Source organism: Streptomyces sp. A5-4, from assembly GCF_051131715.1.
Classification (GTDB): domain Bacteria; phylum Actinomycetota; class Actinomycetes; order Streptomycetales; family Streptomycetaceae; genus Streptomyces.
Window position 1 is genome coordinate 8632453 of the sequence record NZ_CP178591.1, and the last position, 23169, is coordinate 8655621.

21 protein-coding genes and 3 pseudogenes are annotated in these 23169 nt (G+C 68.6%); 13 read left to right on the forward strand and 11 right to left on the reverse strand.

The window, feature by feature from the left end:
• Nucleotides 1-228 precede the first annotated feature (228 nt).
• Nucleotides 229-648: a MarR family winged helix-turn-helix transcriptional regulator gene (locus ACLLJJ_RS40295; protein ID WP_434599775.1), complete on the reverse strand. Its 420-nt coding sequence runs from the start codon at nt 646-648 to the stop codon at nt 229-231.
• 30 nt (nt 649-678) lie between these two features.
• Here ACLLJJ_RS40295 and ACLLJJ_RS40300 point away from each other — a divergent pair.
• Nucleotides 679-1158, forward strand: a pseudogene (locus ACLLJJ_RS40300) (MFS transporter); the annotation flags it as partial.
• Between the two features lie 578 nt (nt 1159-1736).
• The gene (locus tag ACLLJJ_RS40305) at nt 1737-2306 is read left to right on the forward strand and encodes a TIGR03086 family metal-binding protein (protein WP_434599777.1); all 570 of its coding nucleotides are present in this window, start codon (nt 1737-1739) and stop codon (nt 2304-2306) included.
• A 175-nt stretch (nt 2307-2481) separates the two neighbouring features.
• Here the strand turns inward: ACLLJJ_RS40305 and ACLLJJ_RS40310 are convergent, their stop codons facing one another.
• Nucleotides 2482-3201: a DinB family protein gene (locus tag ACLLJJ_RS40310; protein ID WP_434599779.1), complete on the reverse strand. Its 720-nt coding sequence runs from the start codon at nt 3199-3201 to the stop codon at nt 2482-2484.
• A gap of 124 nt (nt 3202-3325) precedes the next feature.
• Nucleotides 3326-3931: a DUF2867 domain-containing protein gene (locus ACLLJJ_RS40315; protein WP_434599781.1), complete on the reverse strand. Its 606-nt coding sequence runs from the start codon at nt 3929-3931 to the stop codon at nt 3326-3328.
• A 95-nt stretch (nt 3932-4026) separates the two neighbouring features.
• On the opposite strand from ACLLJJ_RS40315, the gene ACLLJJ_RS40320 reads away from it, so the two are divergent.
• Nucleotides 4027-4584, forward strand: a complete 558-nt coding sequence (locus ACLLJJ_RS40320; protein WP_434599783.1) for a TetR/AcrR family transcriptional regulator — start codon at nt 4027-4029, stop codon at nt 4582-4584.
• Nucleotides 4585-5009: 425 nt separating this feature from the next.
• Here the strand turns inward: ACLLJJ_RS40320 and ACLLJJ_RS40325 are convergent, their stop codons facing one another.
• Nucleotides 5010-5459: a TetR/AcrR family transcriptional regulator gene (locus ACLLJJ_RS40325; RefSeq protein WP_434599785.1), complete on the reverse strand. Its 450-nt coding sequence runs from the start codon at nt 5457-5459 to the stop codon at nt 5010-5012.
• 77 nt (nt 5460-5536) lie between these two features.
• On the opposite strand from ACLLJJ_RS40325, the gene ACLLJJ_RS40330 reads away from it, so the two are divergent.
• From ACLLJJ_RS40330 to ACLLJJ_RS40340, 3 genes and pseudogenes are all read left to right on the forward strand, one after another.
• The gene (locus ACLLJJ_RS40330; RefSeq protein ID WP_434599787.1) at nt 5537-5668 is read left to right on the forward strand and encodes a hypothetical protein; all 132 of its coding nucleotides are present in this window, start codon (nt 5537-5539) and stop codon (nt 5666-5668) included.
• A 466-nt stretch (nt 5669-6134) separates the two neighbouring features.
• Nucleotides 6135-7082, forward strand: a pseudogene (locus ACLLJJ_RS40335) (endonuclease/exonuclease/phosphatase family protein); the annotation flags it as partial.
• A gap of 441 nt (nt 7083-7523) precedes the next feature.
• The gene (locus ACLLJJ_RS40340) at nt 7524-8096 is read left to right on the forward strand and encodes a dihydrofolate reductase family protein (protein ID WP_434599789.1); all 573 of its coding nucleotides are present in this window, start codon (nt 7524-7526) and stop codon (nt 8094-8096) included.
• A gap of 275 nt (nt 8097-8371) precedes the next feature.
• Here the strand turns inward: ACLLJJ_RS40340 and ACLLJJ_RS40345 are convergent, their stop codons facing one another.
• Entirely contained in the window at nt 8372-9091 is a 720-nt protein-coding gene (locus ACLLJJ_RS40345; RefSeq protein WP_434600661.1) for an IS630 family transposase, read from the reverse strand.
• A 12-nt stretch (nt 9092-9103) separates the two neighbouring features.
• Nucleotides 9104-9418: a helix-turn-helix domain-containing protein gene (locus tag ACLLJJ_RS40350; RefSeq protein WP_434599790.1), complete on the reverse strand. Its 315-nt coding sequence runs from the start codon at nt 9416-9418 to the stop codon at nt 9104-9106.
• A 101-nt stretch (nt 9419-9519) separates the two neighbouring features.
• On the opposite strand from ACLLJJ_RS40350, the gene ACLLJJ_RS40355 reads away from it, so the two are divergent.
• The 4 genes from ACLLJJ_RS40355 to ACLLJJ_RS40370 all read left to right on the forward strand — a co-directional run bounded on the left by ACLLJJ_RS40355 (nt 9520) and on the right by ACLLJJ_RS40370 (nt 11306).
• Nucleotides 9520-9840, forward strand: coding sequence for a hypothetical protein (locus tag ACLLJJ_RS40355; RefSeq protein WP_434592928.1), 321 nt, complete (start codon nt 9520-9522; stop codon nt 9838-9840).
• Between the two features lie 252 nt (nt 9841-10092).
• On the forward strand, nt 10093-10734 hold the full coding sequence (locus ACLLJJ_RS40360) for a hypothetical protein (RefSeq protein WP_434599791.1): 642 nt from the start codon (nt 10093-10095) through the stop codon (nt 10732-10734).
• Entirely contained in the window at nt 10719-11087 is a 369-nt protein-coding gene (locus tag ACLLJJ_RS40365; protein WP_434600707.1) for a hypothetical protein, read from the forward strand. Before ACLLJJ_RS40360 ends, ACLLJJ_RS40365 begins: the two co-directional genes overlap by 16 nt.
• Nucleotides 11088-11132: 45 nt before the next feature.
• Entirely contained in the window at nt 11133-11306 is a 174-nt protein-coding gene (locus tag ACLLJJ_RS40370; protein WP_434600708.1) for a hypothetical protein, read from the forward strand.
• Nucleotides 11307-11609: 303 nt separating this feature from the next.
• Here ACLLJJ_RS40370 and ACLLJJ_RS40375 read toward each other — a convergent pair.
• Both ACLLJJ_RS40375 and ACLLJJ_RS40380 read right to left on the reverse strand, forming a co-directional pair.
• Nucleotides 11610-11918, reverse strand: a pseudogene (locus tag ACLLJJ_RS40375) (nuclear transport factor 2 family protein); the annotation flags it as partial.
• Complete coding sequence (locus ACLLJJ_RS40380) at nt 11915-12649, reverse strand: SDR family oxidoreductase (protein WP_434599792.1); 735 nt, start codon at nt 12647-12649, stop codon at nt 11915-11917. The gene ACLLJJ_RS40380 and the pseudogene ACLLJJ_RS40375, both read right to left, overlap by 4 nt.
• 186 nt (nt 12650-12835) lie before the next feature.
• On the opposite strand from ACLLJJ_RS40380, the gene ACLLJJ_RS40385 reads away from it, so the two are divergent.
• Together ACLLJJ_RS40385 and ACLLJJ_RS40390 are read left to right on the forward strand one after the other, a co-directional pair.
• Nucleotides 12836-13678, forward strand: coding sequence for a helix-turn-helix transcriptional regulator (locus ACLLJJ_RS40385; protein ID WP_434599794.1), 843 nt, complete (start codon nt 12836-12838; stop codon nt 13676-13678).
• Between the two features lie 98 nt (nt 13679-13776).
• Nucleotides 13777-15045: an IS256 family transposase gene (locus ACLLJJ_RS40390; protein ID WP_434600248.1), complete on the forward strand. Its 1269-nt coding sequence runs from the start codon at nt 13777-13779 to the stop codon at nt 15043-15045.
• 189 nt (nt 15046-15234) lie between these two features.
• Here ACLLJJ_RS40390 and ACLLJJ_RS40395 read toward each other — a convergent pair whose 3' ends face one another.
• The 3 genes from ACLLJJ_RS40395 to ACLLJJ_RS40405 all read right to left on the reverse strand — a co-directional run bounded on the left by ACLLJJ_RS40395 (nt 15235) and on the right by ACLLJJ_RS40405 (nt 20921).
• Nucleotides 15235-16764, reverse strand: a complete 1530-nt coding sequence (locus ACLLJJ_RS40395) for an IS4 family transposase (RefSeq protein ID WP_434599795.1) — start codon at nt 16762-16764, stop codon at nt 15235-15237.
• Nucleotides 16765-17057: 293 nt separating this feature from the next.
• Nucleotides 17058-17843, reverse strand: coding sequence for a transglycosylase SLT domain-containing protein (locus ACLLJJ_RS40400; RefSeq protein ID WP_434599796.1), 786 nt, complete (start codon nt 17841-17843; stop codon nt 17058-17060).
• A gap of 2043 nt (nt 17844-19886) precedes the next feature.
• Nucleotides 19887-20921 carry a hypothetical protein gene (locus tag ACLLJJ_RS40405; protein ID WP_434599797.1) on the reverse strand — a complete coding sequence of 345 codons (1035 nt, stop codon included), beginning with the start codon at nt 20919-20921 and terminating at the stop codon, nt 19887-19889.
• Between the two features lie 1131 nt (nt 20922-22052).
• On the opposite strand from ACLLJJ_RS40405, the gene ACLLJJ_RS40410 reads away from it, so the two are divergent.
• Nucleotides 22053-23090, forward strand: a complete 1038-nt coding sequence (locus tag ACLLJJ_RS40410; RefSeq protein WP_434599798.1) for an NAD-dependent epimerase/dehydratase family protein — start codon at nt 22053-22055, stop codon at nt 23088-23090.
• Nucleotides 23091-23169: the final 79 nt, after the last annotated feature.

The following is a 23169-nucleotide window of genomic DNA, read 5'->3' on the forward strand; positions in this document are numbered from 1 at the left end:
GTACATCGGTAGTAGTCGCTCCGAGGTAATCCGTGAAGTCCCGAGCTCGAATCCAGTTCCGGCTCCAGTTCCAGTTCCAGTTCCGAAGATGATGCGACGATTTCGGGGCGGGCGGCCGACGACGATCCGGCTCTCTGTCCTTATGTCAACGGAAGCAAGCAGACGCGGTGGCCGAAATCTTCGTTCTCTGCGGCCTGACCGTCCCGCTCCCGCTGTCGACGCCTGTGGTCACGGGCGTGGCCAAGGGCGTCCCGCGATCTGTTCGATGTCGGTGTTGAACCGCTTCAGGAACGAGGCGAAGGCCGCGATGTCGTCCTGCGGCCAATCCGTCAGAATCTGCTCCAGGGACTCGATGACGCCTTCGCGCTCCTCGTCGAGCAGCGCCCCGCCCTGATCGGTGATGCGAAACTTGCGGGCCATGCCTCCGTCAGGGTCGGCGATGCGTTCCACCAGGCCGGAGCGCATCGCCGCGGCCGTCTGCCGGTTGAGAGTCGACGCGTCGAGTCCGAAGGCGTCGCTCAACTCGCCGATCGACATGGGCCCTTGGATGCGAATGCGGCTCAGCAGGATGTACGCGCTGCGGTCCAGGGTGGAGCCCTTGCGGCGCCCTCCGGTTTGGTTCAAGTGCGTGTGGCGACTGAGCAGCATCTGCTCGTACTCGACCTCGTCCGTCGCTGCGGAAAGCTCACCGACGCCCGCGGACCAAAGTTCACGATGGTCTGCGGCACGCTCGTCATCGCCGCCGGATATGCCCTGGCGCTCGCCCTGTCCGGCTCCGCCTGGGGCATCATGCTCGTCGTCATGGTGACCAGCAGCGGCGTGGGCCTCGCATACGGCTCCATGCCCGCGCTCATCATGAGCTCGGTCCCCCTCTCGGAGACCGCTGCCGCCAACGGTTTCAACACACTCATGCGCTCCCTGGGCACCTCGATCGGTGCCGCCTTCATCGGTGTGATCCTCGCCCAGATGACGACCGGCTTCGGCGGCCTGACCTTCACCTCGGAAGCAGGGTTCCGCACCGCTCTCATGATCGGCGGCGTGGTGGCGTTGATCGCCGCGGCGATCACAGCCGTCATCCCGGCCATGCGCCAAGCCGAAGCAGGCACAGGCGAGGCCGCCTCGGTCGCCGAGGCCGGGCAATTGGCAACCAAGTCCTAGCGGGCGGGCATGTGTCGGAGGGTTTCTTCGCGCATGCCCTCCAGGCGCCCGCCATCCTGCGGAAGCCCGGTGGTGCCCATCCCCGAAGCCGATACCACCTTCGGGCTGTTCCCGCTCACCGCAGAGAACTGATTGTTCGCCCGGGGCGGCTCTCATGACGCGCCAGTTATACGACGACGCGACCCGACAACTGCGGGGTTCCGCGCGTGGGCGCACCGGGCTCGCTCTGAGATGTCGGTGGCGGCCCCGCGCACGTGCGAAGTGACCGCGGGGCCGCCGAGGTCGCCGCATGTCAGGGCGCCCACCTCGACCGTACGATCTGCCGGTCCATCGCGCGCGGTACGCCACGCCTGAGCGGCTCGCGGCTCGCGGTAGGCGCCACGCCAGTGGGTTGGTTGGCTGGGCGAGGGTGTGTCGGACAGGTCGGTGACCGTCGTGCGGCGAAGCTACCGGCTCGGTCGCCCACCGCCTGACAACTCGCACGAGTGAGCCCCCGGTGCTCGGCACAGTGCCGAGCGACCGCTGCGGGTTCGGAAAACGATTGCGGCAACTGCCGGGTGCCGCCCTAGGCTCGCCGGATGACTACCGCATCTGTTGAAGATCTCGCACGCGCGTGTGAGGCCGTCGGCGACCTGATCGCCGAGATCCGCCCCGAGCAGTGGACGGCGCCGACGCCGTGCACGGAATGGAACGTGCGCGATGTGGTCGACCATCTGGTCGGCATGGACCTGGTGTTCGCGGCCATGCTCGACGGCGGTCCGATGCCCGAACGCGGAGCAGACCGCCTCGGGGACGACCCGGCCGGATCCTACCGATCCTCCAGCGCTTCGCTGCAGGCCGCGTTCTCCCGCCCCGCTGTGCTCGGGCGGAGCTATCCCGGCCCCTTGGGGAGTGGCACGGGCGCCGAGCGCTTGCAGATCCGCCTGTACGACCTGCTCGCCCACGGCTGGGACCTCGCCCAGGCGACCAAAAACCCGACCGGGCTTCCTGAAGACCTTGCCGAGCGGGCGCTGGCGTTCGTCCAGGTCCAATTCGCCACCCAGGCCCGAACGGGCCGTTTCGCCGAGCCGCAACCCGTGGAGAAGACAGCTCCGGCCGCCGACCGACTTGCCGCGTTTCTCGGACGGCCGGTCCCACCGCAGTTGTGAGAAGCGGCGGAGGCGATCGGCCGCCTCGAAGCCATGCCCGCTGAACATTTCATGGAGGGCGACGGAAGGCGGATTGCTTCAGACCCCTGAGAACATCGGGCGCCGCGGTTGCGGCGACTGGCCCGCAGACGTGTGATCCGGCGACGTCATGGAACACCCACGCGGCGCCCTGAGCCTATGCGGGGGTGGTGGAGCGGGTCCGCCACAGGTCGCGGAGCAACGCGATCTCGGCCATGTGGTGGATGAATTCGAGGTTGGCCCCTGCCAGTACGGAGATGTACAGGTCGTCAGGGTCGGAGCCGTACGGGTACTGCGAGAAGCCGACCATGTCGAGCTGTTCGTCGGTGACGGTGGCGACGCTGTCGCGCCAGCGGTCGATCAGCGCCCAGAGCCGCTCAAGTGCCAGGGAGGCGGAGGGGGTGAAGTCGACCAGCAGCTTCGGCTCCTGACGTCGTTCGCCGAAGGTCCACTCCCACTGGCCCGCGAAGCAGGAGTGCAGATGCCCCAGCCGCCACGCGATGGTGGTCACCGGCGTCTTGTCGGGCTCCGGCGCACCGGTGTGGACGAGGATCTGCTCGACCCGCTCGACACTCACGCTCCAGTCGACCGCGATCTTGGCGACCGTCATGCCGCCGGCGGCCTGCCGGGCGACTTCGGCGTATTCGTTCGCGGGGATGTCCGGGGCGCCCAGGTCGAGCACCCACTCGCCCGGACCGTACGCCCTCGGCGTCGCCGCTTCGCCCCGGCGCCGGATCGACCAGCTATCAGGTGCCGGATCCCACAGGTACTCCTCGTCGCGGAGTCCTGTCAGCCGCACCTGGGCCATCTCCCTGGCCCGGTCGAACTGGTCGAGCAGTAGGCCCAAACGGTCGGTCCGCATACCCTCGAACTCCATGCCAGGCTCCCTTCGCCGCCGCGTCTCGTACCGCACGGCGATCAGGCGGAAATTAACGGCTCCTCGCGCGGGGCGCAACCGATTTCCGCGCGACGAAGACGCTGCCGGACCTCTACGGCTGCCGTCAGGCCGGACTCTTCTCGTCGTTGTCCGCCTGCCACTTGCGTCCGATCGCTCGAAGCATCGCGGGATACACCCCCGCGTACCGGAAGGGCTTGATGGCTGCCATGTAGACGACGCCGAGCGGTCCGTTCGGCTTTACCAGGACGGCCATCTGGCCGCGATAGCCACCGGCCCCGTCCGGGACCCAGCCGATGTGCATCACCGCATGCACGGTCCGGTTGGCCATCTCGGCTGCCCACTCGTCGTGCGTCTGGTAGATGGAAGTGAACGGAACCGCGCGGAAGTCGGGCCCCCTGGGGCCGTCCCGCAGGTCCGCCGGCAACCGGTCCCGCAGGGTCGGCACCCGGGTGCCGACACCGACGCCGGGCTTGTCCCAGCCGAGCAGTTTCCCGAGCTTCCAACGGGTCGCGAAGAGCATGCGTGGCACCGGGGAGGAGAGATGTGATGCCTGCGCCGGGTCGCCGTTGGTGAATTGGCGCACCAGTCGCGCGAGGTCGTCGGGACCGCCCGGTGTGGGCAGCGCCCACACGTCGTCGACGCGGAAGTCGTTGGCGATCTCATGGATGCGCCAAGAGCGAGAGGTGTGCGCGGTCCTGGGAAGTCTCATGAACAGGCCCCTATCTATACGGTGGCGTATAGATCAAGCTAGCTTATCTGTACGCCACCGTATAGATGTAGGAAAGACGCAAGGAGGCACCGGCTGTGGGCCTGACCCGCACACCACGCGGCCAATGGATCGAAGAAGGGCTGCGGGCGCTCTCCGTCGGCGGCCCCGACGCCGTCCGCGTCGAGTCGTTGGCCCAGGCGCTCGGCGTCAGCAAGGGCGGCTTCTACGGGCACTTCAACAACCGGGGCGCGCTGCTTACCGAAATGCTCGATACGTGGGAACGCGAGGTCACCCAGGTGGTGATCGACCAGGTGGAGACCGGTGGGGGAGACGCCAAGGTCAAGCTGGAGCGACTGTTCGCGATTGCCTCATCCGGCGACGGTCTGATGACCAGCACCGCAGCGGACCTCGCGATCCGCGACTGGGCCCGACGTGACGAGGCCGTCGCCCAGCGGCTCAAACGCGCCGACAACCGGCGAATGGACTACCTGCGCTCGTTGTTCAGCTCCATCTGCGCCGACGCCGACGACGTCGAGGCCCGCTGCATGCTCGTCTTCTCGCTGCGCATCGGCAACCACGTCATCGCCGCCGACCACGGCGATCGCAGCCGCGCCGAAGTGATGAAGCTGACCGCGAGATGGCTCCTGAGTTAGCCGCGTCCCGGACGACGGCCGTCAGGACGACTCGCGCCGACGGCCACGGATGCGGGTGTCCGCCCCCGCTCTCGTGCGTGTATGTACGCTCGCGCCTGCCGTAGTTACGGCTACGCGCACCACGCAGCTCTGTTGCTGATCGGACGCGACGCCCGGAGCGACGACGCGTCCGCAAGAATCAGGGTGGGTGCCAGGGAAAGTAACTCGGCAGCGTGAGCGAACTGCGTCCGGGGCCCGCGCGCCCCGGGGCCGGGTCTGATGGTCAGCGGGCGATGCGTTCGATCAGGGTCTGCCAGCTGTCGCCGAGGTAACGGTCCACGTCCGGCGCGGGGGGGCGCGCTCGTTTCCGACATGGACAGATACAGCAGCAGAGGGCCTTCCAGGGCGGCGGTGAGCTGGATCGCGAGGCCGTTGAGGTTGGGCAGTTACGCCGAGGCCTGGCCGAGCAGCATGCGGATGTGGAGCTGGGAGACCGACGCATCGCCGGCTGGGACGTGCTGGCTGCGGTCGAGGGCCGCTCGGGCTACGGCGTGGTGGTCCAGGAGGTGGACGATCCGGGCGCGGCCGTAGGCGACGAGGCGTGCCATCGGGTCGGCGCCGGGCCCCAGCGGAGGGGGCCCGGAGATTACCTGCTCCTGGAACCGCCGTTCGTCCGCGTCCAGCAGCGCCTTGAAGATGCCGGCCCGGGTACCGAAGCGACGGAAAACGGTGCCCTTGCCCAGCCTGGCGCGCTCGGCCAGGCAGTCCATCGTCACTTTCTCCACGCCCTGCTCCGCGATCAACTCGCGGGCCGTCTCCAGGAGACGCTCGCGGTTGCGCACCGCGTCGGCGCGTTCGCCGCGCGGCTTCCCGAAGGGCACTACAGGCCGGCCCATGTATTCAATCCATCCCGAGGAATACGAAGCGGGGTAAAGTCCGTTTAGGCTGGACCGCCGCGCACCCCGACGCCGCAGTGACCCGGCGTCACCTCGCCACCGACCTGCTCCCCACCGACGCCTGGGCCCTCGCCGCCATGGCCGGCTTCACTCCCGAGGCGGACCGAACCCCGGCCCAGCGCGAAGCCCTCGCCCTGGCCGGGCGGTGACGGTGAGGGTCAGCTGACCGGGCTTCGCGCCCTCGTCGAGCATGAAGTCGCACTCGACGCTGCCGCCTGCGTCGATCGTGAGATGGTCCCGCACAAAGCGGCAACCCCCGCCCCGGGCCGTACCGTTGCCGATCCGGGGCGGGTCGGCGGTGAAGTCCCCAAAGGTCGCACGCACGCTGCTCCTGATGGGTCGTCGAAATTGAGCGGATGGCTGGGCAATTGGGCCCGCCCACCTGATTTCGCCGATGCTAGGTGCCCCCACTGACCTGTCAGTCCGCAAGACCGGGGGCAGCGAACCGGAACCTGCTCACCGGGCACGGCGTCGTAGGGTGCGACGTCGTGTGGATGGCTGCGGGGCGAGGACGGTTTCGAGCGGACGGGCGGGACTTTCATCAAGCGGGCGAACGGTGTGACCGCTCCGGGTACGCGGCTCGCGGCGCTCCGGCGCTGGGCACATCGCATCGGCCTGTGGTGTCGGGGGAAGGACGCACGAGTCCGGTCACCCTGGTCGCGTGGGCGGGTTCTCGCGCTGCTCGCCGTGTTGACCGCCGGCTTGTTGGCTGCTCACGCCGCTGTGCCCAACACCGCCTTCCACCTCGGCAGCCTGTTGGAGACTTTCCTGCCCTGGCTCGGCCTCGCCGTCCTGCTGCTGCTCGGGCCGGCACTGCTGCGCCGCTCGGCCACCGCGCTGGTGGCCCTGCTGCTGCCCGCGACGATCTGGGCAGCCTCCTTCGGCCCGCTGCTTCTCCCCGCCCAAGACCATGGTGCACACGACATCACGGCGGTCCAGCACAACGTCAGTGACGAGAACGCCGATCCTGCGGGCACCGCGGCTGCCCTCATCGACTCGGCACCGGATCTCGTCGCTCTGGAGGAACTGACCCCCTCGGCGCTGCCGGTTTACGAGAAGGCCCTGGCCCCGGACTACCCGTACCACGCGGTGCGAGGATCCGTCGGACTCTGGTCGAAGTATCCGCTGGCGGATGTCAGGCAGTTGGACATCAAGCCGGAGGGTATCGGGGAAGGCTGGAACCGTGGGTTGCGCTCCGGTGTACATACACCATGGGGCGAAATCGCGGTGTACGTAGCCCACTTGCCTTCCGTCCGCATCGGGAGGAACGGTTTCAGTTCCGGATGGCGGGACGAAAGCGCCGAACTGCTGGGTGCGGCCATCACCGCCGAGAGATTGAACAAGGTCATCCTGCTGGGCGACCTCAACAGCACGGTGGACGACCGAGGACTGGCGCCGGTCATGTCGCAGATGAACGCGGCCGTACGGGGCTTCGCCTTCAGCTGGCCCGCGGGTTTCCCTGTATCCCGGATCGATCAAATCCTGGCCCGCTCGGCGACTGTCAACGACATCCGGACGCTGCCCGCCACCGGAAGCGATCACTTGCCGGTAGCGGCCCGCATCGAACTGGGCTCCTCGCAAACTGCTCGACTTCGCGAGGCAGGCATGCCTCCCACGTGCTGGGTCGCCCTGCAGCGGACTCTCGTTGCGCCCGACTCGTTGAGGCCTCCGACTGGTCCGTCGAGAGGATCGCCGGAGCAACGGAGAGCGGGCGCGGTCGGGGCCCGGGGCGCGCTGATGCCACGCCGTTGCTTGAGGCTGCTGATGCGTCAATCCACGGTGGTGTCTGCTGGCACGAGTTGGGGTCGGGCGCGTGTGTGGGCCCAGCGCGGCGGTCCCGATGGCCGAGGCCGCAGGAGGTGAGCGATGCGCGATGAGCGATGAGTTTCTTCGCGATCAGCAGTCAGTCAGTGAAAGTCGGCACACTATGGCGGCGAGGCCGGTCGAAGCCCGGCCGTTCTAACCTGCTGAACACAGGAACACGACACACCTAGGAGACCTTCGATGCGCACCCTGATCAGCACCGCCTTCGTCTCGCTCGACGGCGTCATGGAGGCCCCGGGCGGTGAGCCCGGTTACCGAAACTCGGGTTGGACGTTCAAGGACATGGAGTTTCTGCCGGAAGCATTCGAGATCAAGGGCAGGGAGCAGGAGGAAGCTGCCGCGATGCTGCTGGGCCGGGCCACCTACGAGGCGTTCAGCCCGGTCTGGCCGGGCATGGAAGACTTCTCCGGCTACAAGACGATGCCGAAGTACGTCGTCTCCACCACCCTCACCGAGGACAGCCTGGTTCCGGACTGGGGCAAGACGACGATCCTGCGGTCGCTCGACGAGGTCGCCACACTGAAGGAGTCCGAAGGAGGCCCGATCATCGTCGCCGGCAGCGCCGCCCTCAACCGGAATCTTTCGGACGCCGGTCTGATCGACCGCTATCACCTGCTGGTCTTCCCGCTCCTGCTCGGCGCCGGCAAGCGGCTGTTCAGCGACACCGACAAGGACACCCAGAAGCTGCGGCTCGTCGAGCACGAGGCGTACGCCAACGGTTTGCAGAAGAACGTCTTCGACGTCGTCCGCTGACGAGGCTCCCGCGCCTCCCATGCCGGGCAACACCGTGGAGGCGTGATGGATAGGTGACGGCCGTCCGGGGCGGAGGGAGCTTCCCGAAGCGGCGTCGGGCCGCGGTGGAAGCTCCACACCTGCCGACCTTGTCGAAATGCCCGCATGAGGCAACCTCAACCTCAGGCCGCCCATTGACATCCTCCCGGGACAAGAGAGGCACCAGAGATCGCCTAAGTGCTCCGGCAAGCAGGATGACTAGTGCTGCTCCGCGCAAGTTCGTGGAGGGGTGTTGATCAGGAGGTCTTGAGCGGGGTGCCGTCGTAGGTCCAGTGGTAGGGCTTGGCCTTCTCGTTGTGCGCGATGACGTAGTGGTCCATCTTGTCGATCAGGTCGTCGCGGCTGGAGAAGTCGCCGTGCCGCAGGACCCGGCGGGTCAGGGCGGAGAAGAACAGTTCCACCTGGTTGAGCCAGGATGCGTGCGGCGGGGTGAAGTGCACGCGCCAGCGCGGATGAGCCTGGAACCACTTCCGGGTGTGTTTGGCGGTGTGGGAGGAGCCGTTGTCCAGCACCACGTGGATCTCCTTTCCGGGCTCGATGACCGCATCGAGCCGGGCAAGGAAGGCGGTGAAGGTGACCGCGTTGTTCCGGACGATCGGCTCGCTCAGCACCTCGCCGGTGCGTATGTCCATGGCCGCCACTATGGAGGCGGTGCCGTGCCGGCGGTATTCGAACTCCTCGCGGACATCCCGGCCCGGTGCGGCCGGGACGCCGGGGTGCCTGCGGGAGCGGGCGGCGATCGCGGTCTTCTCGTCGATGGACAGCACCACCGCTCCCTCGGGCGGATTGCGGTAGAGGCTGCACACATCGGCGACCCGCTCCCAGAAGTCGGGGCTGTCACGGCGGGTGAGCCAGCCACGCACCCGGTGCGGCTTGAGGTCCAGGTCAGCCAGAATCCGGCCGGTTTGAGAGGCGGATATCTTCGCGAACACGGTGCCCGCCACCTGGGCGGCGATCGTGCGGTGTGATCAGGTCGACTCCGGATGAGGCGGGGCACTGGTGGCCGCTGCCACGATCGCGACCCGCACCTCGCTCCCGTAGGTACGAGGGCGCCCCGAACGTTGCGCGTCCAGCAGGCCCTGAAGTCCGCCCGCCGCGAACCGGCCCCGCCATTTACGGACCGTGTTCACCGAAATCCCCAGCTCACGGGCGATGCTCCCGTTGGTCAGCCCGTCCGCCGCGGCGAGCACGATCCACGCCCGCAGGGCCTGACGCACCTGTGCTGTCACCGACGACGCCGCCCGCACCAGCCGATCCCGTACCCCTTCGTCGTCGTCCAGCACGATTGCGACTGCCTCCGCTACCAGCACCGATCCCCTCGCCTCCCCTGCGATCTGCCGGTGATCATGGCGCATCGCGGGGAAGGGCGTGCAGGATGGGTCCCGTGCCGAAGAACCCGCCGGAATCGATGCAGCACTCCCTGCGTCAGCGCCTGAACGACCACGCCCGCAACCGCTGGCCCCAGCTCGCCGGAGTGAAGGTCCGTTACCGGGCCGGATTCGCCTACGTGGAGGGTGAGTTGACGGACGGCGAGTGCCTGCCGCTGTGCCGCCTGCGCTTCACCGGCGTCCTGCACACGTGGGGCTTCGCCCTCTACCTCGCCAGCCGAGACGGCTACGAAGACAACATCCTGCCCAGCGGCCTCCCCGCAGGCTCACCCGAAGAAGCCCTCGACTGCGCCTGCCACCTCTACCTCGACACCTGAACACCCCTCCACGAACTTGCGCGGAGCAGCACTAGGGGCAACACCTTGAGACGTGCCTTACGAGTGGCGAGTACTGCCCTGGTGGCGCTCGCACTGACAGTGGCGGCGCCGGGCCCGGCGCAGGCGTAGCCGTCCGTCGATTCCATATCGACCCCGTCGACGACCAGCGCTGACGATGACGATCTCCCGGCGGATTGGCGGTTCACGGGCAGGGGAGCGCGGAAGAAGCTGGTCTGGTCATCGCCCGATCCGGTGCCCACGGGTGATGCCCGGGTCGAGTTCTACGCAGGGGACACGCTCCTCGGCAGGCCGGTGGCGGCGAAGGACCGGCGCTCGTTCCGGCTGCCGCTCGACGAGGCGCGGATCGATACGACGGCGGATCTTCGGGTGGTGGCGGGCGGGCGCCGCCTGGACGCTGCTGCTCCCGCCGCGCGTCCGGCGCGCCTCGCCGCCCGCGCGCAGCCTCCAACTCCACTGCCGGCCAACAAGGTTGACGCCGGCGTACCGGTCCCCTATCGCGCCAGCAGCGGCGAGTACACCCTGAAGTCGGTACGGCTGCCCGGCTGCCCGGCACCGGTGGAGATGCGGGCCACCGTGGTGGGACCTGCCGGCGCCCCGGGAAAGCGGCCGCTGGCGCTGTTCCTGCACGGCCGTCACTACACATGCTTCAACGCCGCAGGCGATACGGACGGTGAATGGCCCTGCAAGCCCGGCGGTCAACCGGTGCCGAGCCACCAGGGCTATCTGCGTGCCCAGAAACATCTGGCATCTCAGGGCTACGTGACGTTGTCCATCGCCGCCAACGGCATCAACGGGCAGGACCATCTCGCGGAGGACGGGGGCGGTTGTTCGTACCCAAGCCGGGCACCGACGAGGTCATGTCCCGAGTGGTGACGGTACGCCACGGCAGCAACGCCATCGATCTCCCCGTCACCGTCAAGGGCAATACCCGCTACGGCTACGACCTTCCGCACGACGCGTTCGTCAAGGCGGTACGCGGCGTGGCGGTCGGCTCCCATCGCGGCGGGGTGACGGCGCTGAACGACGACCCGATGCCCAAGGTAGGTGTGACGCCCGTCAAGGACCGGGTCACCGAGGGCGCGCAGCTGACCTGGCGGATGACACTCTCGGAGGCCGCCGACACGGAGATCATGGCCGAGTTCGCCTTCCAACCGGTAACCGGAGGCGTGGAGTTGTTCACGCTGGACGTCGATCCGCGCTGGCTGGAGGAGAACTTCGGCGAGTGACCCAGCCCGGCCCGACCGCTGTCCGGGATCACGGAAGGCGCGGTCGTGTACGCGTACGTACCTGCCGGGGCGCTGACTGCCGAATTGAGCGTGCCCACCGTCGCGGACGGGATCAGCGAGCCGGAGGAGTCGCTGAAACTCCAGGTGACCACCTACGACGAGCGCGGGGAACCGCAGCCGGGCCCGGTGCTGACCGGGACGGTGAGGGACGGCTCGTAACACCCGCCGATCACCGCGAGAGCCGGGCCCGGTTCCATGGGGCCCGGCTCTTCGCCGTCCGGAGAGTCCGGCGAGTCCGGCGCGGGACGGACGCGTCAGGCTGATCGCTTCTATGCGAAGGTCCTGAGGGTGTCCTCGCCGTCGGTCCACCAGATGCCGAGCCGTTGCCGGACCAGGAGCCAGCCGTTCGGGCCCCGGCGGCTCGCCGTAGTAGGGGCCGCCCATGGAGTACGGGGAGGAGGTTTTCCCGGGTGCGGTGACGGCGACGAACCACATGTAGCCGATGCCCGTCGCCCGGTCGGCCCCGATGTCGAAGTGCATGTTGAGGATGTGATGCTGCATGCTCGGGTAGGGCGACTCCGCCTCTTCCACCTTCGCCCGGATCGCCGCCTTCCCCTGGGTCTTGTCCCAGGGGCCGAAGTCCAGCACCGCGTCCTGTGCCCAGCAATCGATCCAGGTCTGCCAGTCCTTGCGGTCCAGCGCCCTCCACCCGCGGATGAGGAGGGCGCGGAGCGCTTCCTGGTCCTCCAGGGCCCGCAGCCTTTCGGCCAGACTGTCGTAATCGGCGGAAGTGGGCGGCACAGCGGGTCCTTTCCTTCCGGGAGGAGTCACTGGGCGCTCGCGGAGGGACGGACGATGATCTCGTTCACGTCGACCTGTGAGGGCTGAGAAATGGCGTAGGCGATGGCCTCCGCGATGGCCGAGGCCGGCAGGGCCACGGCGCGGTAGGCCTTCATCGCCTCCCTGGCCTCGGTGTCGGAGATGTGGTCGGCCAGTTCGGACTCGGTCACGCCCGGAGAGACGAGGGTGACCCGGATGTCCCCGGCGGACTCCTGGCGCAGCCCTTCGGAGATCGCTCGGACGGCGAATTTGGTGGCGCAGTAGACGGCTGCGGTGGGCGAGACCTCGTACGCACCGACGGAAGCGATGTTCACGAAGTGCCCGCCACCCTGGGCGCGCATCACGGGCAGGGCGGCGGCGATTCCGTGCAGCACTCCGCGCACGTTCACGTCGATCATGCGGTCCCACTCCTCCGTCTTCAGCGCTGACAGCGGGGACAGGGGCATCAGGCCCGCGTTGTTCACGAAAACGTCGACCCGGCCGTGCGTGCCAAGCGCCGCATCGACAAACGCCCGCATGTCCGCCGCGTCGGTGACATCGAGCTTCTTGAAGGCGGTGGTGCCGCCCGCCCCGGTGATCTCTTCGACCAGCCGCTCCAGCCGGTCCGTTCGGCGCGCCCCGAGAAAGACCCGGTGACCGTCCGCCGCCAAACGGCGTGCGGTCGCCTCCCCGATGCCGCTGCTCGCACCGGTGATGGCAACGGCCTTGGCGGTGTCCGTCATTGTTGTTCCCTCTGGTAGACAACGGGTGCGCGTGACCGACACGGGTGTGACGACTGCCGTTCGGCAGGTGGCGGCCACGATCGCTCTTCGGAGTCTGGGCATCGGCGGAGGGACCAGCCAGGACAGGCTCTGCCGGGGTACGGCACACCCAGGCACACGACCCGGGACGCGCTCTACTCTGAGCGGGTGACCAGCAACGCTCTCGGCGAGTTCTTTCGCGCACACCGGGCCCGGCTGCGGCCCGGCGACGTAGGAGTGGCTTCCTACGGCCATCGCCGGGTGGCAGGGCTGCGGCGGGAGGAAGTCGCCGTCCTGGCCGGCATGAACATCGACTACTACGCCCGCCTGGAACAAGGCCGCGAGCGAGGCCCCTCGCCTCAGATCCTCGACGCGCTCAGCCACGCCCTCCACATGGATCAGGAAGCACGTGCGCACCTGCACCGGCTGGCAGGCACCCTGCCCGACGGCCACGGGGCACAGCCGAGAGAGATGGTCAGCCCGACGCTGAGTCAATTGCTGGACGGGTACACGCACACCCCGGCATTTGTCCTCAACCCGGCGCTGGACCTCCTGGCAACCAACAGCCTGGCCGACGCGCTGTTCTCTCCGTTCGGAGCAGCGGACAACCTCGCCCGCATGGCTTTCCTCGACCCGGTGAGCTGCGGCTTCTACGCACACTGGCACCGCGCGGCCGAGGCGGTCGTCTCCCACCTGCGCCAGGCCACCGGCTTGGAGCCGCACTACCCGCGTCTGCACGACCTGGTGCGCGTTCTCAGCGAAACGAGTGAGGACTTCGCCACGCTCTGGGCCTCACACAGCGTCTACGGGAAAACCCACGACGCCAAAGAACTCATCCACCCCGAGGTCGGACCCCTGTCCCTGACCTACCAGTCCTTCGACGTACGTGGAGCACCCGGTCAGCAACTGGTGATCTACCACGCCGAACCGGGAAGCCCCAGCTCTCAGGCGCTCGCTCTGCTCGGCAGCGGGAGTGTCATGAATCAGGTGTGGGTCTCCCCGAAGGAGTGAGCCTGATGAGTACGACGACTGATCACCTGATCGAGGGCGTCGACGGCGTGTCACTTGCCGAGGTCGGCGATGGCGCTCAGGGTGCCGACGTGAAGTCGATGCCGGTATCGCACAACGGTCTGTCCAGCGAGCTGCTGGAGGAGCTGGCCGCGCTCGCGGCCGAGAAGGTCCGCGGCGGGGGACTGCGGCTGATGGGCGAGGGCGGCCTGTTGCCGGAGCTGGCCCAGCACCTGATGCAGTCCGCTCTGGAAGCCGAGATGGACGAGCATCTGGCCGTGGAGGCCGGCCGGGTCGGTGGACGCGGGTCGCGCTCGGGTGGCAACACCCGTAACGGGTACCGGGCCAAGAAGGTGATGACGGAGGTCGGTGCTGTCACGGTGCAGGTCCCCAGAGACCGGCTGGGTACCTTCCAGCCCCGGATGCTGCCCAAGTACGCCCGCCGCACCGGCGCGTTGGACGACCTGGTGCTCTCGCTGACCGCGAAGGGACTGACCTCCGGTGAAATCGTCTCCCATCTCGCCCAGACGTACGGGATGACGACGACAAAGGAGACCATCTCCACGATCACCGACAAGGCCCTGGAATCGATGGCAGAGTGGCGCACGAGGCCGCTGGACTCGGTCTACCCGGTCATCTTCATCGACGCCGTGCACGTGAAGATCCGGGACGGCTCTGTCGCCAACCGGCCCATCTACGTGGCCGTCGCGGTCACCGCCGACGGCTATCGCGAGATCCTCGGGCTGTGGGCCGGGGACGGCGGCGAGGGCGCCAAATACTGGCAGACGGTGCTGACCGAGATCAAGAACAGAGGCGTCCGTGACGTGCTGATGCTGGTCTGCGACGGGCTCAGCGCCCTGCCTGACGCAGTGAACGCAGTCTGGCCCCAGACCGTGGTCCAGACCTGCGTGGTGCACCTCCTGCGTGCCAGCCTGCGTTATGCCTCGCGCCGCGACTGGGCCGAAGTCGCCCGCGACCTCAAGCCCGTCTACACCGCCGTCAACGAGGACGAGGCCCGGACACGGCTGACGGACTTCGACGACAAGTGGGGCAAGCGCTACCCCTCGATCGCCGGGACCTGGGAGCGGGCCTGGAGCGAGTTCGTGCCCTTCCTCGGCCTTCCCGACGCCATCCGGCAGGTCGTCTACACCACCAACGCGATCGAGTCCCTCAACGCCCGCTACCGGCGCGCGGCCCAGGCCTGCGGACACTTCCCCAACGAGACCGCCGCCCTCAAGCGCCTCTACCTCGCCACCCTCGCCCTGGACCCCACCGGCCGCGGCCGCCAGCGCTGGAACAACCGCTGGAAGTCGGCGTTGAACGAGTTCGACGTCCTCTTCGACGGCCGCCTCACCGCCGGACGGGTGTAGACCGAACAGCCCACCGAAAAACCTGTAGGCCAAACAGACGAACCACACCTGAATCCTGATAGACCCTCGGCAGCCTCAACGCCACACACCGCCGGGAATCAACACCGGAGCTGTAGCCGATACGACGCCACTGCTTCTCTGGCGGCATCCGGGAAGTAGGCCCGGGGTTGCCGGCCCAATGCCAGGAACTTATGCGGCGCGGGGTTGGGCGGTGGGGCGGGGTAGATCTTTCGGTGCGGTTTGACGCGGGGGCTGTGTACCGGCGGCGCCTGGTGGGGTGATGGCGAGGTGGTAGGCGACGTTTTGCGAGGCGGGAGCGGTGGATGTCTGCCGGGAGGGAAAGTGGGACACGCGCCTCCGGGCTATGCGTGGGCAGGTCCGGCAGGTGATGTGTTTGGTGATCAGGCGCCGGGACAGGTCCTGGTAAAGCTGTTCGCAGTGCGCCTCGGCCTCCTGCGGTGTGGTAGAGATCGAGCTTCGGACCGCGTCTCGCGCGGCGGTGAAGGAGATCCTTGCGGGATCGAGGTTCTCCCCGCGCAGGGCGGCGTGGCAGATGATCAGGCGGATCACCTGGTAGACGATCAGGTAGGCCCACAGTTCCTGGCGGGCGACTTCGGGGTCGGTGGCGCGCAGGGTGCGGTGGGAGCCGCGCAGGTAGGTCTTGATCTCTCGAAATCCTGTTTCTGCCGCCCAGCGCCTGGCATAGGTGGTGGCCAGTGACCGCGCGGGTGCGAGTTGCGGGTCCAGGAGGGTGGTGATGAGCCGGTAGTGGCCGGTCCGCACGGTGCCGTCGTGGGTGCGCACGGTGATGACGGACTCGACCACGCGCACGACGGGGCCGCGGGGGGCGAGAGGCGCCGGTGGCGCTTGTCCGGCCTTGCGGTGACGGGCTCGCTTGAGGGCGTGGCGGTGGGAGTCGGCGGGGTCGGTCAGACGCGACAGGTACGACCCGTCCGGCAGGACCCGCTGGACGGGCAGAAGACGGTCCGCGGGAACCCGCCACAGCAGGTCAGCGCCGGTGGCCTGCGCCGCGCACCACAGCCGGTAGCCGGGGTATCCCCGGTCGGCGAGCAGCAGCATGCCGACCTTGAGAGCTGGCAGCAGCCGCTCGGCCAGGGCCCGTTCGCCGCTCCGGTAGGTGCCGAACACCGCGTCGACGATCCGGCGGCTGCCACAAGTCATGAGCACGACCGTGCGTGACTGCGGATATCCCGTCTCACCCTTCTTGCCTCTGGGACGACCGAAGGCTTCCGCGTTCGCGGGCGAGTCGGCCAGGTCCAGGCTGGTGCCGTCCCACGCGACCAGCAGCAGCCCGAAAGCGTGCGACCCAGGTGTGCTGACGGACGGCCAGGAACCTGACAGGCGCCGGAACAGCAACTCGAACGGGGCGGCCCCCAACCGGCGACGTATCTTGGACAGCGCCGTCGACGACGGCAGGCGCCACCCCGCGGCCTGGAGCCGATCCTGGCGCCCCGCCGCCAACACGGCGATCACACTTCTGTAGCTCAGGTCACTGAACAGGCACAACGCAAGGACGAAGTAGACGCCCAGACGGGAAGGCAGCACCCGGAAGCGACACTGCAAGCGTCCGGTGGCCTCCAGCACCTCGTCGACCAGACCCGGTGGGACCTGCCGGGCCAGCGCGCCACCACCGACACCGCTCAACACCCGCCCCGCACTGGAAAACCAGCCCGTGCCCATGCCACCATGACCAGACAACGAAGCTCCTCACCCACCTGGTTGATCTCGACAATCACCAGTCGTAGACGAGGAGCTTCGCTGCGTCTGCCGGAGCGCACGACTGGCACCCCAAACGTGACCAACGCAGACAACGATCTTCTTAAGTTCCTGGCATTGGGTTGCCGGCCCCCTCCCGTGCCAGGGAGCGCAACGCCCGCGCCGGAGCGCGAACCGGAACGGCCTTCGCCCTGCCACGCCAAGGCCGACCGGTAGGCAGCTCAGGGGAATCCCCGGAACTGCCTACCGGTCGGCCTCAGGGAGGTTCAGGTCTGTCAGTAGGCGCCGTTCACGTTGTCGATCGAGCCGTACTTGTCCGCGGCGTAGTTGCACGCGGCAGTGATGTTGGCGACCGGGTCGTAGCTGTCGGTCGAGGTGCCGGGCACGTGGTAGGCGAGGAACGTCGGGTCGATGACCTGGAGAAGTCCCTTGGACGGCGTCCCGGACACGGCGTTGGAGTCCCAGTTGTTGATGGCCAACGGGTTGCCCGCGGACTCACGTATGACGTTGCGGTGGATGCCCTCGTAGGTGCCGGGGATGCCGCGCTGACTCATGACGTCGAGCGACTGCCTGATCCAGCCGTCAAGGTCGTTCGAGTAGGTCGCGGGCTTCGCCGTTTCGGCGGCGGCACTGACGGCGGACGGAGCGGTCCGTCGCTCCGACCGGTCGGCCCGGCCGGGGGAGGAGGCGGCCTTGGCCTTCTTGCTGATGGTCAACTTGAGGCCGGGGTGAATCAGCGACGGGTCGGAGCCCACGACTTTGCGGTTGTCCTGGTGCAGCTTCTTCCAGCCGCCGGGCAGGGAGAGTTCCTGAGCGATCCCGGAGAGAGAGTCCCCCGCGGCCACGGAGTAGATCGTCGTCCGGGCAGCCTGGGGCATCTGGGCCGGTGCTTTGGCCGGGGCCGCGGCCTTCTCGGCATGGAGCGCCTGTGCCGGCACCGCGCCTGCGGAGGGTGCACAGATCACCGGCACGACCAGGGCCGCGCCACCGGCGCCCGTGGCGACGAGAGTGCGGTGGAGCGAAGTGGACCGGGGGCGACGGTGTCTACCCTTTGCGCGCATGGCGAATTCCTCTGTCTGGCTCACGAGATGAGATGTCGGGGTCCGGCCCGGAGACGCCTGACCGCATTCGATTGCGGCCTTGTCCGGGGGGTTTCCGGATCGACAGCGGATCTGGGTCCGATCCCGCCGGGCGTGCTACGGGAGAGGGAGCTGTCCCGGGCGGCAGGATTTGGCGTTCCAATCGGATTGCGGTGACCGTAAGTGAGGCAGGCCGGGCAAAGCAAGACCTGAATTCGGCAGCGCATTCCGCAGGGCGGGTTTCTCGGGGTAATTACCTCTACTGTTTACGAGGGTGGAGGCTCAACTGTCTTTCAGCGAAGCGGGATCGGGCGCCGCGGCGGAACTCGCGCACTTCTGCGGATGTGAGGCACTTCACGGCAAGTGATGTGCCGGTGTGCGGGCAGCCGTAGACGGATGAACGGGCCCAAGTTCTCCCAATTGAGCTTTCCGCGCTAAAAGGTTGCAATCGCTTTGATCTGGCCATTTCGGGCATAATGTACGGGCCGTGGTGCGGCCTGTCGGGCGCCTTATGGGTCAAAACGGTTGATAAGGCGCGACAGTGAGATGCGTAGGCGGGCGTCGAACCGGCCGACCGTGCGGCCCGGCGCCAGCGCTTTGCGACTCCAGGGAAGCAGGCCTTCGGCCCATCGACGTGACAGGCGCCTCCGGCGAGCCTCGCGCCCCGTGCTGTTACGGCAGTGGGATCTCACGCATTGGCGCGTAACAGTGCTTCGGTATGCGGGTTTTGTTGATCTATTCATCGGCGTGATGCTGCCGCGGTTGCGTGGCGCCAATGCGTGACTGTGCGGGAAAGCGTTATGTGATCTTACGCAGCTTCGCGGGGGCCTTCCGGAGTGGGGTGAGCCGCTCGTGCTCCTGAGGAAAGAAATGCGCCAAGCAGGTAATGGCTCACTCCGGAAAGTGGGTCAACTCGCCCGGTCTGAAAGCAGGACTGAAGCATCTTCACATGAGGAGGCGGGTGAGTGGCTTTGCCCCGGCCGAGTTGGAGGCACGGGCAGCCCCGGCCGGATCCGACGTGCTGTGTCCGGACACCAATACGGCTCTCAGCGCCGCGATCCGCCTGGGTGCGGCGGCCGAGGCCTACGGGTGCGAGGCGCGACCCACATGCGTTTGATCTCGGCCGGAGCGCCGGGCGGCAGCATCGGGCCGACGCAGCCGAAGCACTCGCTGTGCGGCCGAGCGGCCAGTAACAACCCGCGCGGTGGCGGGAGTTCGCATAGGTCGGGCAGTGGGCCCTGTGCAGGGCCCACTGCCCGTCTCGAAGCGTTTCTGTATGTGGTGGAAGTGGAACCGCAAGCAGTGCTGGGCGTCGGGGTGGGCCGGGTCGACGATGTGCGGTGGGATCATTGCGGCGGTCAGTGGCTGGTCGACCTCGGCCATGGTGGCCACCAGCCGGGCACGCGGGGCGTTGTCGAACAACTTCAGCAGGGAACCTGCCAAGTCGTCGCTGCGGCCGTCGAGCACGGCGCACTCCACGCGGCCTGCGTCGGAAAGCCGGACTGTGTGAGCCCGCCGGTCCCGGGGGCTGCGGCTCCACCGTCACCAGGCCGTCGCTCTCCAGGGAACGCGGCAGTCGGCTGACGTACCCGGAATCGAGCCAGAGGCGCTCGCGCGGCCGTCGTACGTCTTGGCCCTCCTCGTCGATCTCCCAGAGAGGCCGGGCCTCACCGATGGGCCGATCGAGGCGTTCGGTGAGGGTGTGGTTGAACTGCCGAGCCTGGTCGATTTGCGCCGTATGCCAGTCTCTGGCTCCAGTCAGAGGATCGGCTGCGTCACCAAAGGCGCTGCGTGGTCCTCCGCGCCTTTGTGGCCTGCGCCGGCTTCTGCCGGTCAGCGAGATGCCGGTCGCTGTTCATTGCCCGCGAGGCGCCGGGTCGATGAACTCAACCCCGAAGTGGACATGTCCACGGTGTGCGGGGGAGGTCTGTTCCGACCTGAGGGCGGGGCGGGCGGGGTGAGCCGCCGACCGCTCGGGAGCACCGGGGATATCGATCCGGGCGGTGTCTCCGTCAGGCGTCTCCGTCAGGCGTCGTTGGTGACTACCTGCGGCTTCTGCCTGCGCAGCAGTGCCGCCCCGGCCAGGGCTGCCGCGACGACGGCGCACACCACCGCGAGGCTGGTCGCACCGGTGAACAGATGGCCCAGGCTGTCCCTGAGCAGATGGGCGACGTTGAAGCCGACAGCCAGCAGGTGCGCCACCACAGTGGCAACGGCGACCGCCGCGCTCGCCGCCCAGACCCAGACCGAGTCCTGCACGGCGAGCGGAACCGCCAGAGCCAGGCAGAGGACGGCGATGGCTGTGGACGCGCCCGCCGCCAGGTCACCGGCGCGCAGGCCTGCGATGTCGGTCGGCAGATGGATCGTGCCGACCACGAGCAGAACAAGGGCAGCGGGCAGGCGCAGCGGGGACCGTACCGGCGACAGGGAGCCTCCCTTGGTCGCGCTCCTGCCCTTGGCGGTCGCCGAGCGCAGACTGTCGGCTCGCTCCGCCTGCTTGGCGCGGTCGGCCTTCCGCTCGGCACGCGCGGCCCGCTGGGCCCGTTCGGTCCGATCGATCCGATCGGTCCGCTGGGCGGGCTGGGCGGGCTGGGCGGGCTGGGCGGGCTGAGCGGGCTGGTGGGGCTGGTGGGGCGCGGCCTCGATGGGGCGGCTCGGAACGGCGCCCCTCGGCGCGTCGGTGTCGGCCACGGCCTCCGGGTGCCGCAGCGCGCCCTTGTCCGGCCCGAAGATGGCGACCAGTTCGGCCACCTCGGCGATGGGCCGCTCCGTCGCCGCCGCGCACAAAGCTGTATCCGCGGCGTCGACCGGGTGGGGAGGCTTCTTCAGCAGGGTGACCAGCTGGCGGACTTCTTCGACCGGGCGGGACACGGCCGCCAGCCGCAGTGCCTCATCACCTGGGCGCGGTGACTCATCGGTCTGGTTGAGCAGGATCACCAGCGAGGCGACCTCGTCCATGGGGCGCTCTGTCGCCACCGCACGGAGCAGCGTGAGTCTGGGCTCGTCGCCCGGACGTATGGGGTTGTGCTCGTTCTGGGATGAGCTGAGATCAGATGTCATGACACGATTCCTTACCGGGCTCTAGCGGCGGGGAGCCGTACCCGTCCGTCACCGTGTGTCACATGTGACACACGTGTAGTCTCATACCAACCGATATATTCCCCCCGCGCCATTCAAAGGGCCACGGTGAAGGCCCTGGCCCGGCGTGGGAAGCGCTGGGCGGGGCTCTCGCTTTTGTGGCGGAGTCCAGGCCTGCCGCGCGCGACCTGCTGCTCTTGACCTGGCGCTTGGCGCCGCCTGGCTCAAGGTCGGGCGAGGGTGCGCGGCGGTCCGCTGCCCGGGGTGCGTACGTCGTTGTCGGCTCCGAGCGGGAGGCCGACCACCGGCACACCGGTATGGGAAGCCGACCGCCGGCCACGTTGACTTTCAACGGCGCCCGATGCCGGGGCTGCACCCGCGCCCTGACGGGGCTACATACCCCTGCCGCCCTCGGCCTCCGCTTGCCCGCCGAAGTACCGCGGTGCGGTACCGCCGTGCGAGGGCGCTCCAGTCGTCGCCGTCAACGGTGGTGGCGGCGTGTGCGGGTTGACCCGGGAGTTCCGAGGAAGGCGTCGACGGCGGGTGGGTGCTGCGGCGGGGTCCTCCCGGGGCGGCAATTGGCCGCCGCCCTCGCTCAGTTGGAGACAGTGCGGCAGGCCGGCTTTGTGCGAGCGGCGCCCCTGAGCTTGCGGAGCCATGCACCCATGTCCGGGGCGGGATGCGATCACATCGACGCGGTCGGATGACCGTGCTCCGCGGTCACGATCGACATCGCGGAGCTCTGACGCAGCCATCCGCAAGAAACCGGGTGCGGGCTGTGGCGCGGGAGGCCGAGATCGCCAGAGCTCGCGCCGCAGCTCTGGCGGAAGCGGCTGGACTAGCCGGATTTCGTCGCCCACCGGCTTTGGACGCGGCACGCGGTACGGCGCGGCCGATCCTGGTGTCCGCGGTGACTCGATCGCCCGCCAGGAGCCCGGGCTGTCGGCGGGCCGGATTTCCATGGCAAGTCGTCACCCGCGCGGCCGAACGGCACGACTGATCCGCCGCCCGGCCTGCTGCCCCGGCGGCACGTGGGCCGAAGACCCTTACGGACCTGTGACGTCGCCGCGTGTGAGGCCGTCGAGCAGGGTGCGGGACCGTAGCGTCGACGGCATGCGCGTACTTGTTACAGGAGGCGCGGGCTTCATCGGCTCGCACATTGTCACCGCCCTGACCTCGGGCGGCCATGAACCGGTCGTGTTGGACCTGCGGCGAGAGGCCGCGGAAGGAGTGCCCCAGGACGTACGCGACGGGCCCGTGGTGGAGCGCGCGCTGCGCGGTGTGGACGCCGTCTGCCACCAGGCCGCGATGGTCGGTCTGGGCCAGGACTTCGCCGACGCACCCGACTACGTCGACCACAACGGCGTGGGCACCGCCGTGCTGCTGGCCGCCATGGCTCGGGTGGGCGTGCTCGACTTCGTGCTCGCCGGTTCGATGGTGGTGTACGGCGAGGGGCGCTACGACTGCCCGCACCACGGCACGGTCGCGCCCGGGCCGCGTGCGGTCCGCGACCTCGAAGAGGGCCGGTTCGAGCCCGGTTGCCCTTACTGCGGCGCGGAGTTGACGCCCGGCCTGGTGGGTGAGGAAGCGCCGTGCGACCCACGCAATGTGTACGCCACGACGAAGCTGGCGCAGGAGCATCTGGCCGCTTCCTGGGCGCGGGCCACCGGCGGGCGGGCGGTGTCGCTGCGCTATCACAATGTGTACGGGCCCGGTATGCCGCGCGATACCCCGTACGCGGGGGTGGCGTCCTTCTTCCGGTCGGCACTGGCCCGGGGTGAGGCACCGCGGGTCTTCGAGGACGGGCGGCAGCGGCGGGACTTCGTTCACGTGCGGGACGTGGCCGCCGCCAACAGGGCCGCCCTGGAGGCGGTGGGCGGACACGCGCCGGGGGCGTTGCGCGCGTTCAACACCGGCAGCGGCGTGCCGCACACCGTCGGCGAGATGGCTGAGGCGCTGGCGTCCGCGCACGGCGGGCCCGCGCCGGTGGTGACCGGGGAGTTCCGGCTCGGCGATGTACGGCACATCACGGCGGACTCGGCGCGGCTGCGGGCCGAGCTGGGGTGGCGGCCGGCAGTGTCCTTCGACGAGGGCATGACCGAGTTCGCGGCTGCGGCTCTGGCAGGCGCGGCGATCGCGGGTGCGGCATGAGTGGGCGCGGAACGAATGCGCCCGGAACGAATGGGCCCGGAACGAGTAGGCCCGTAACGAGTGGGCGCGAGGGGCGTGG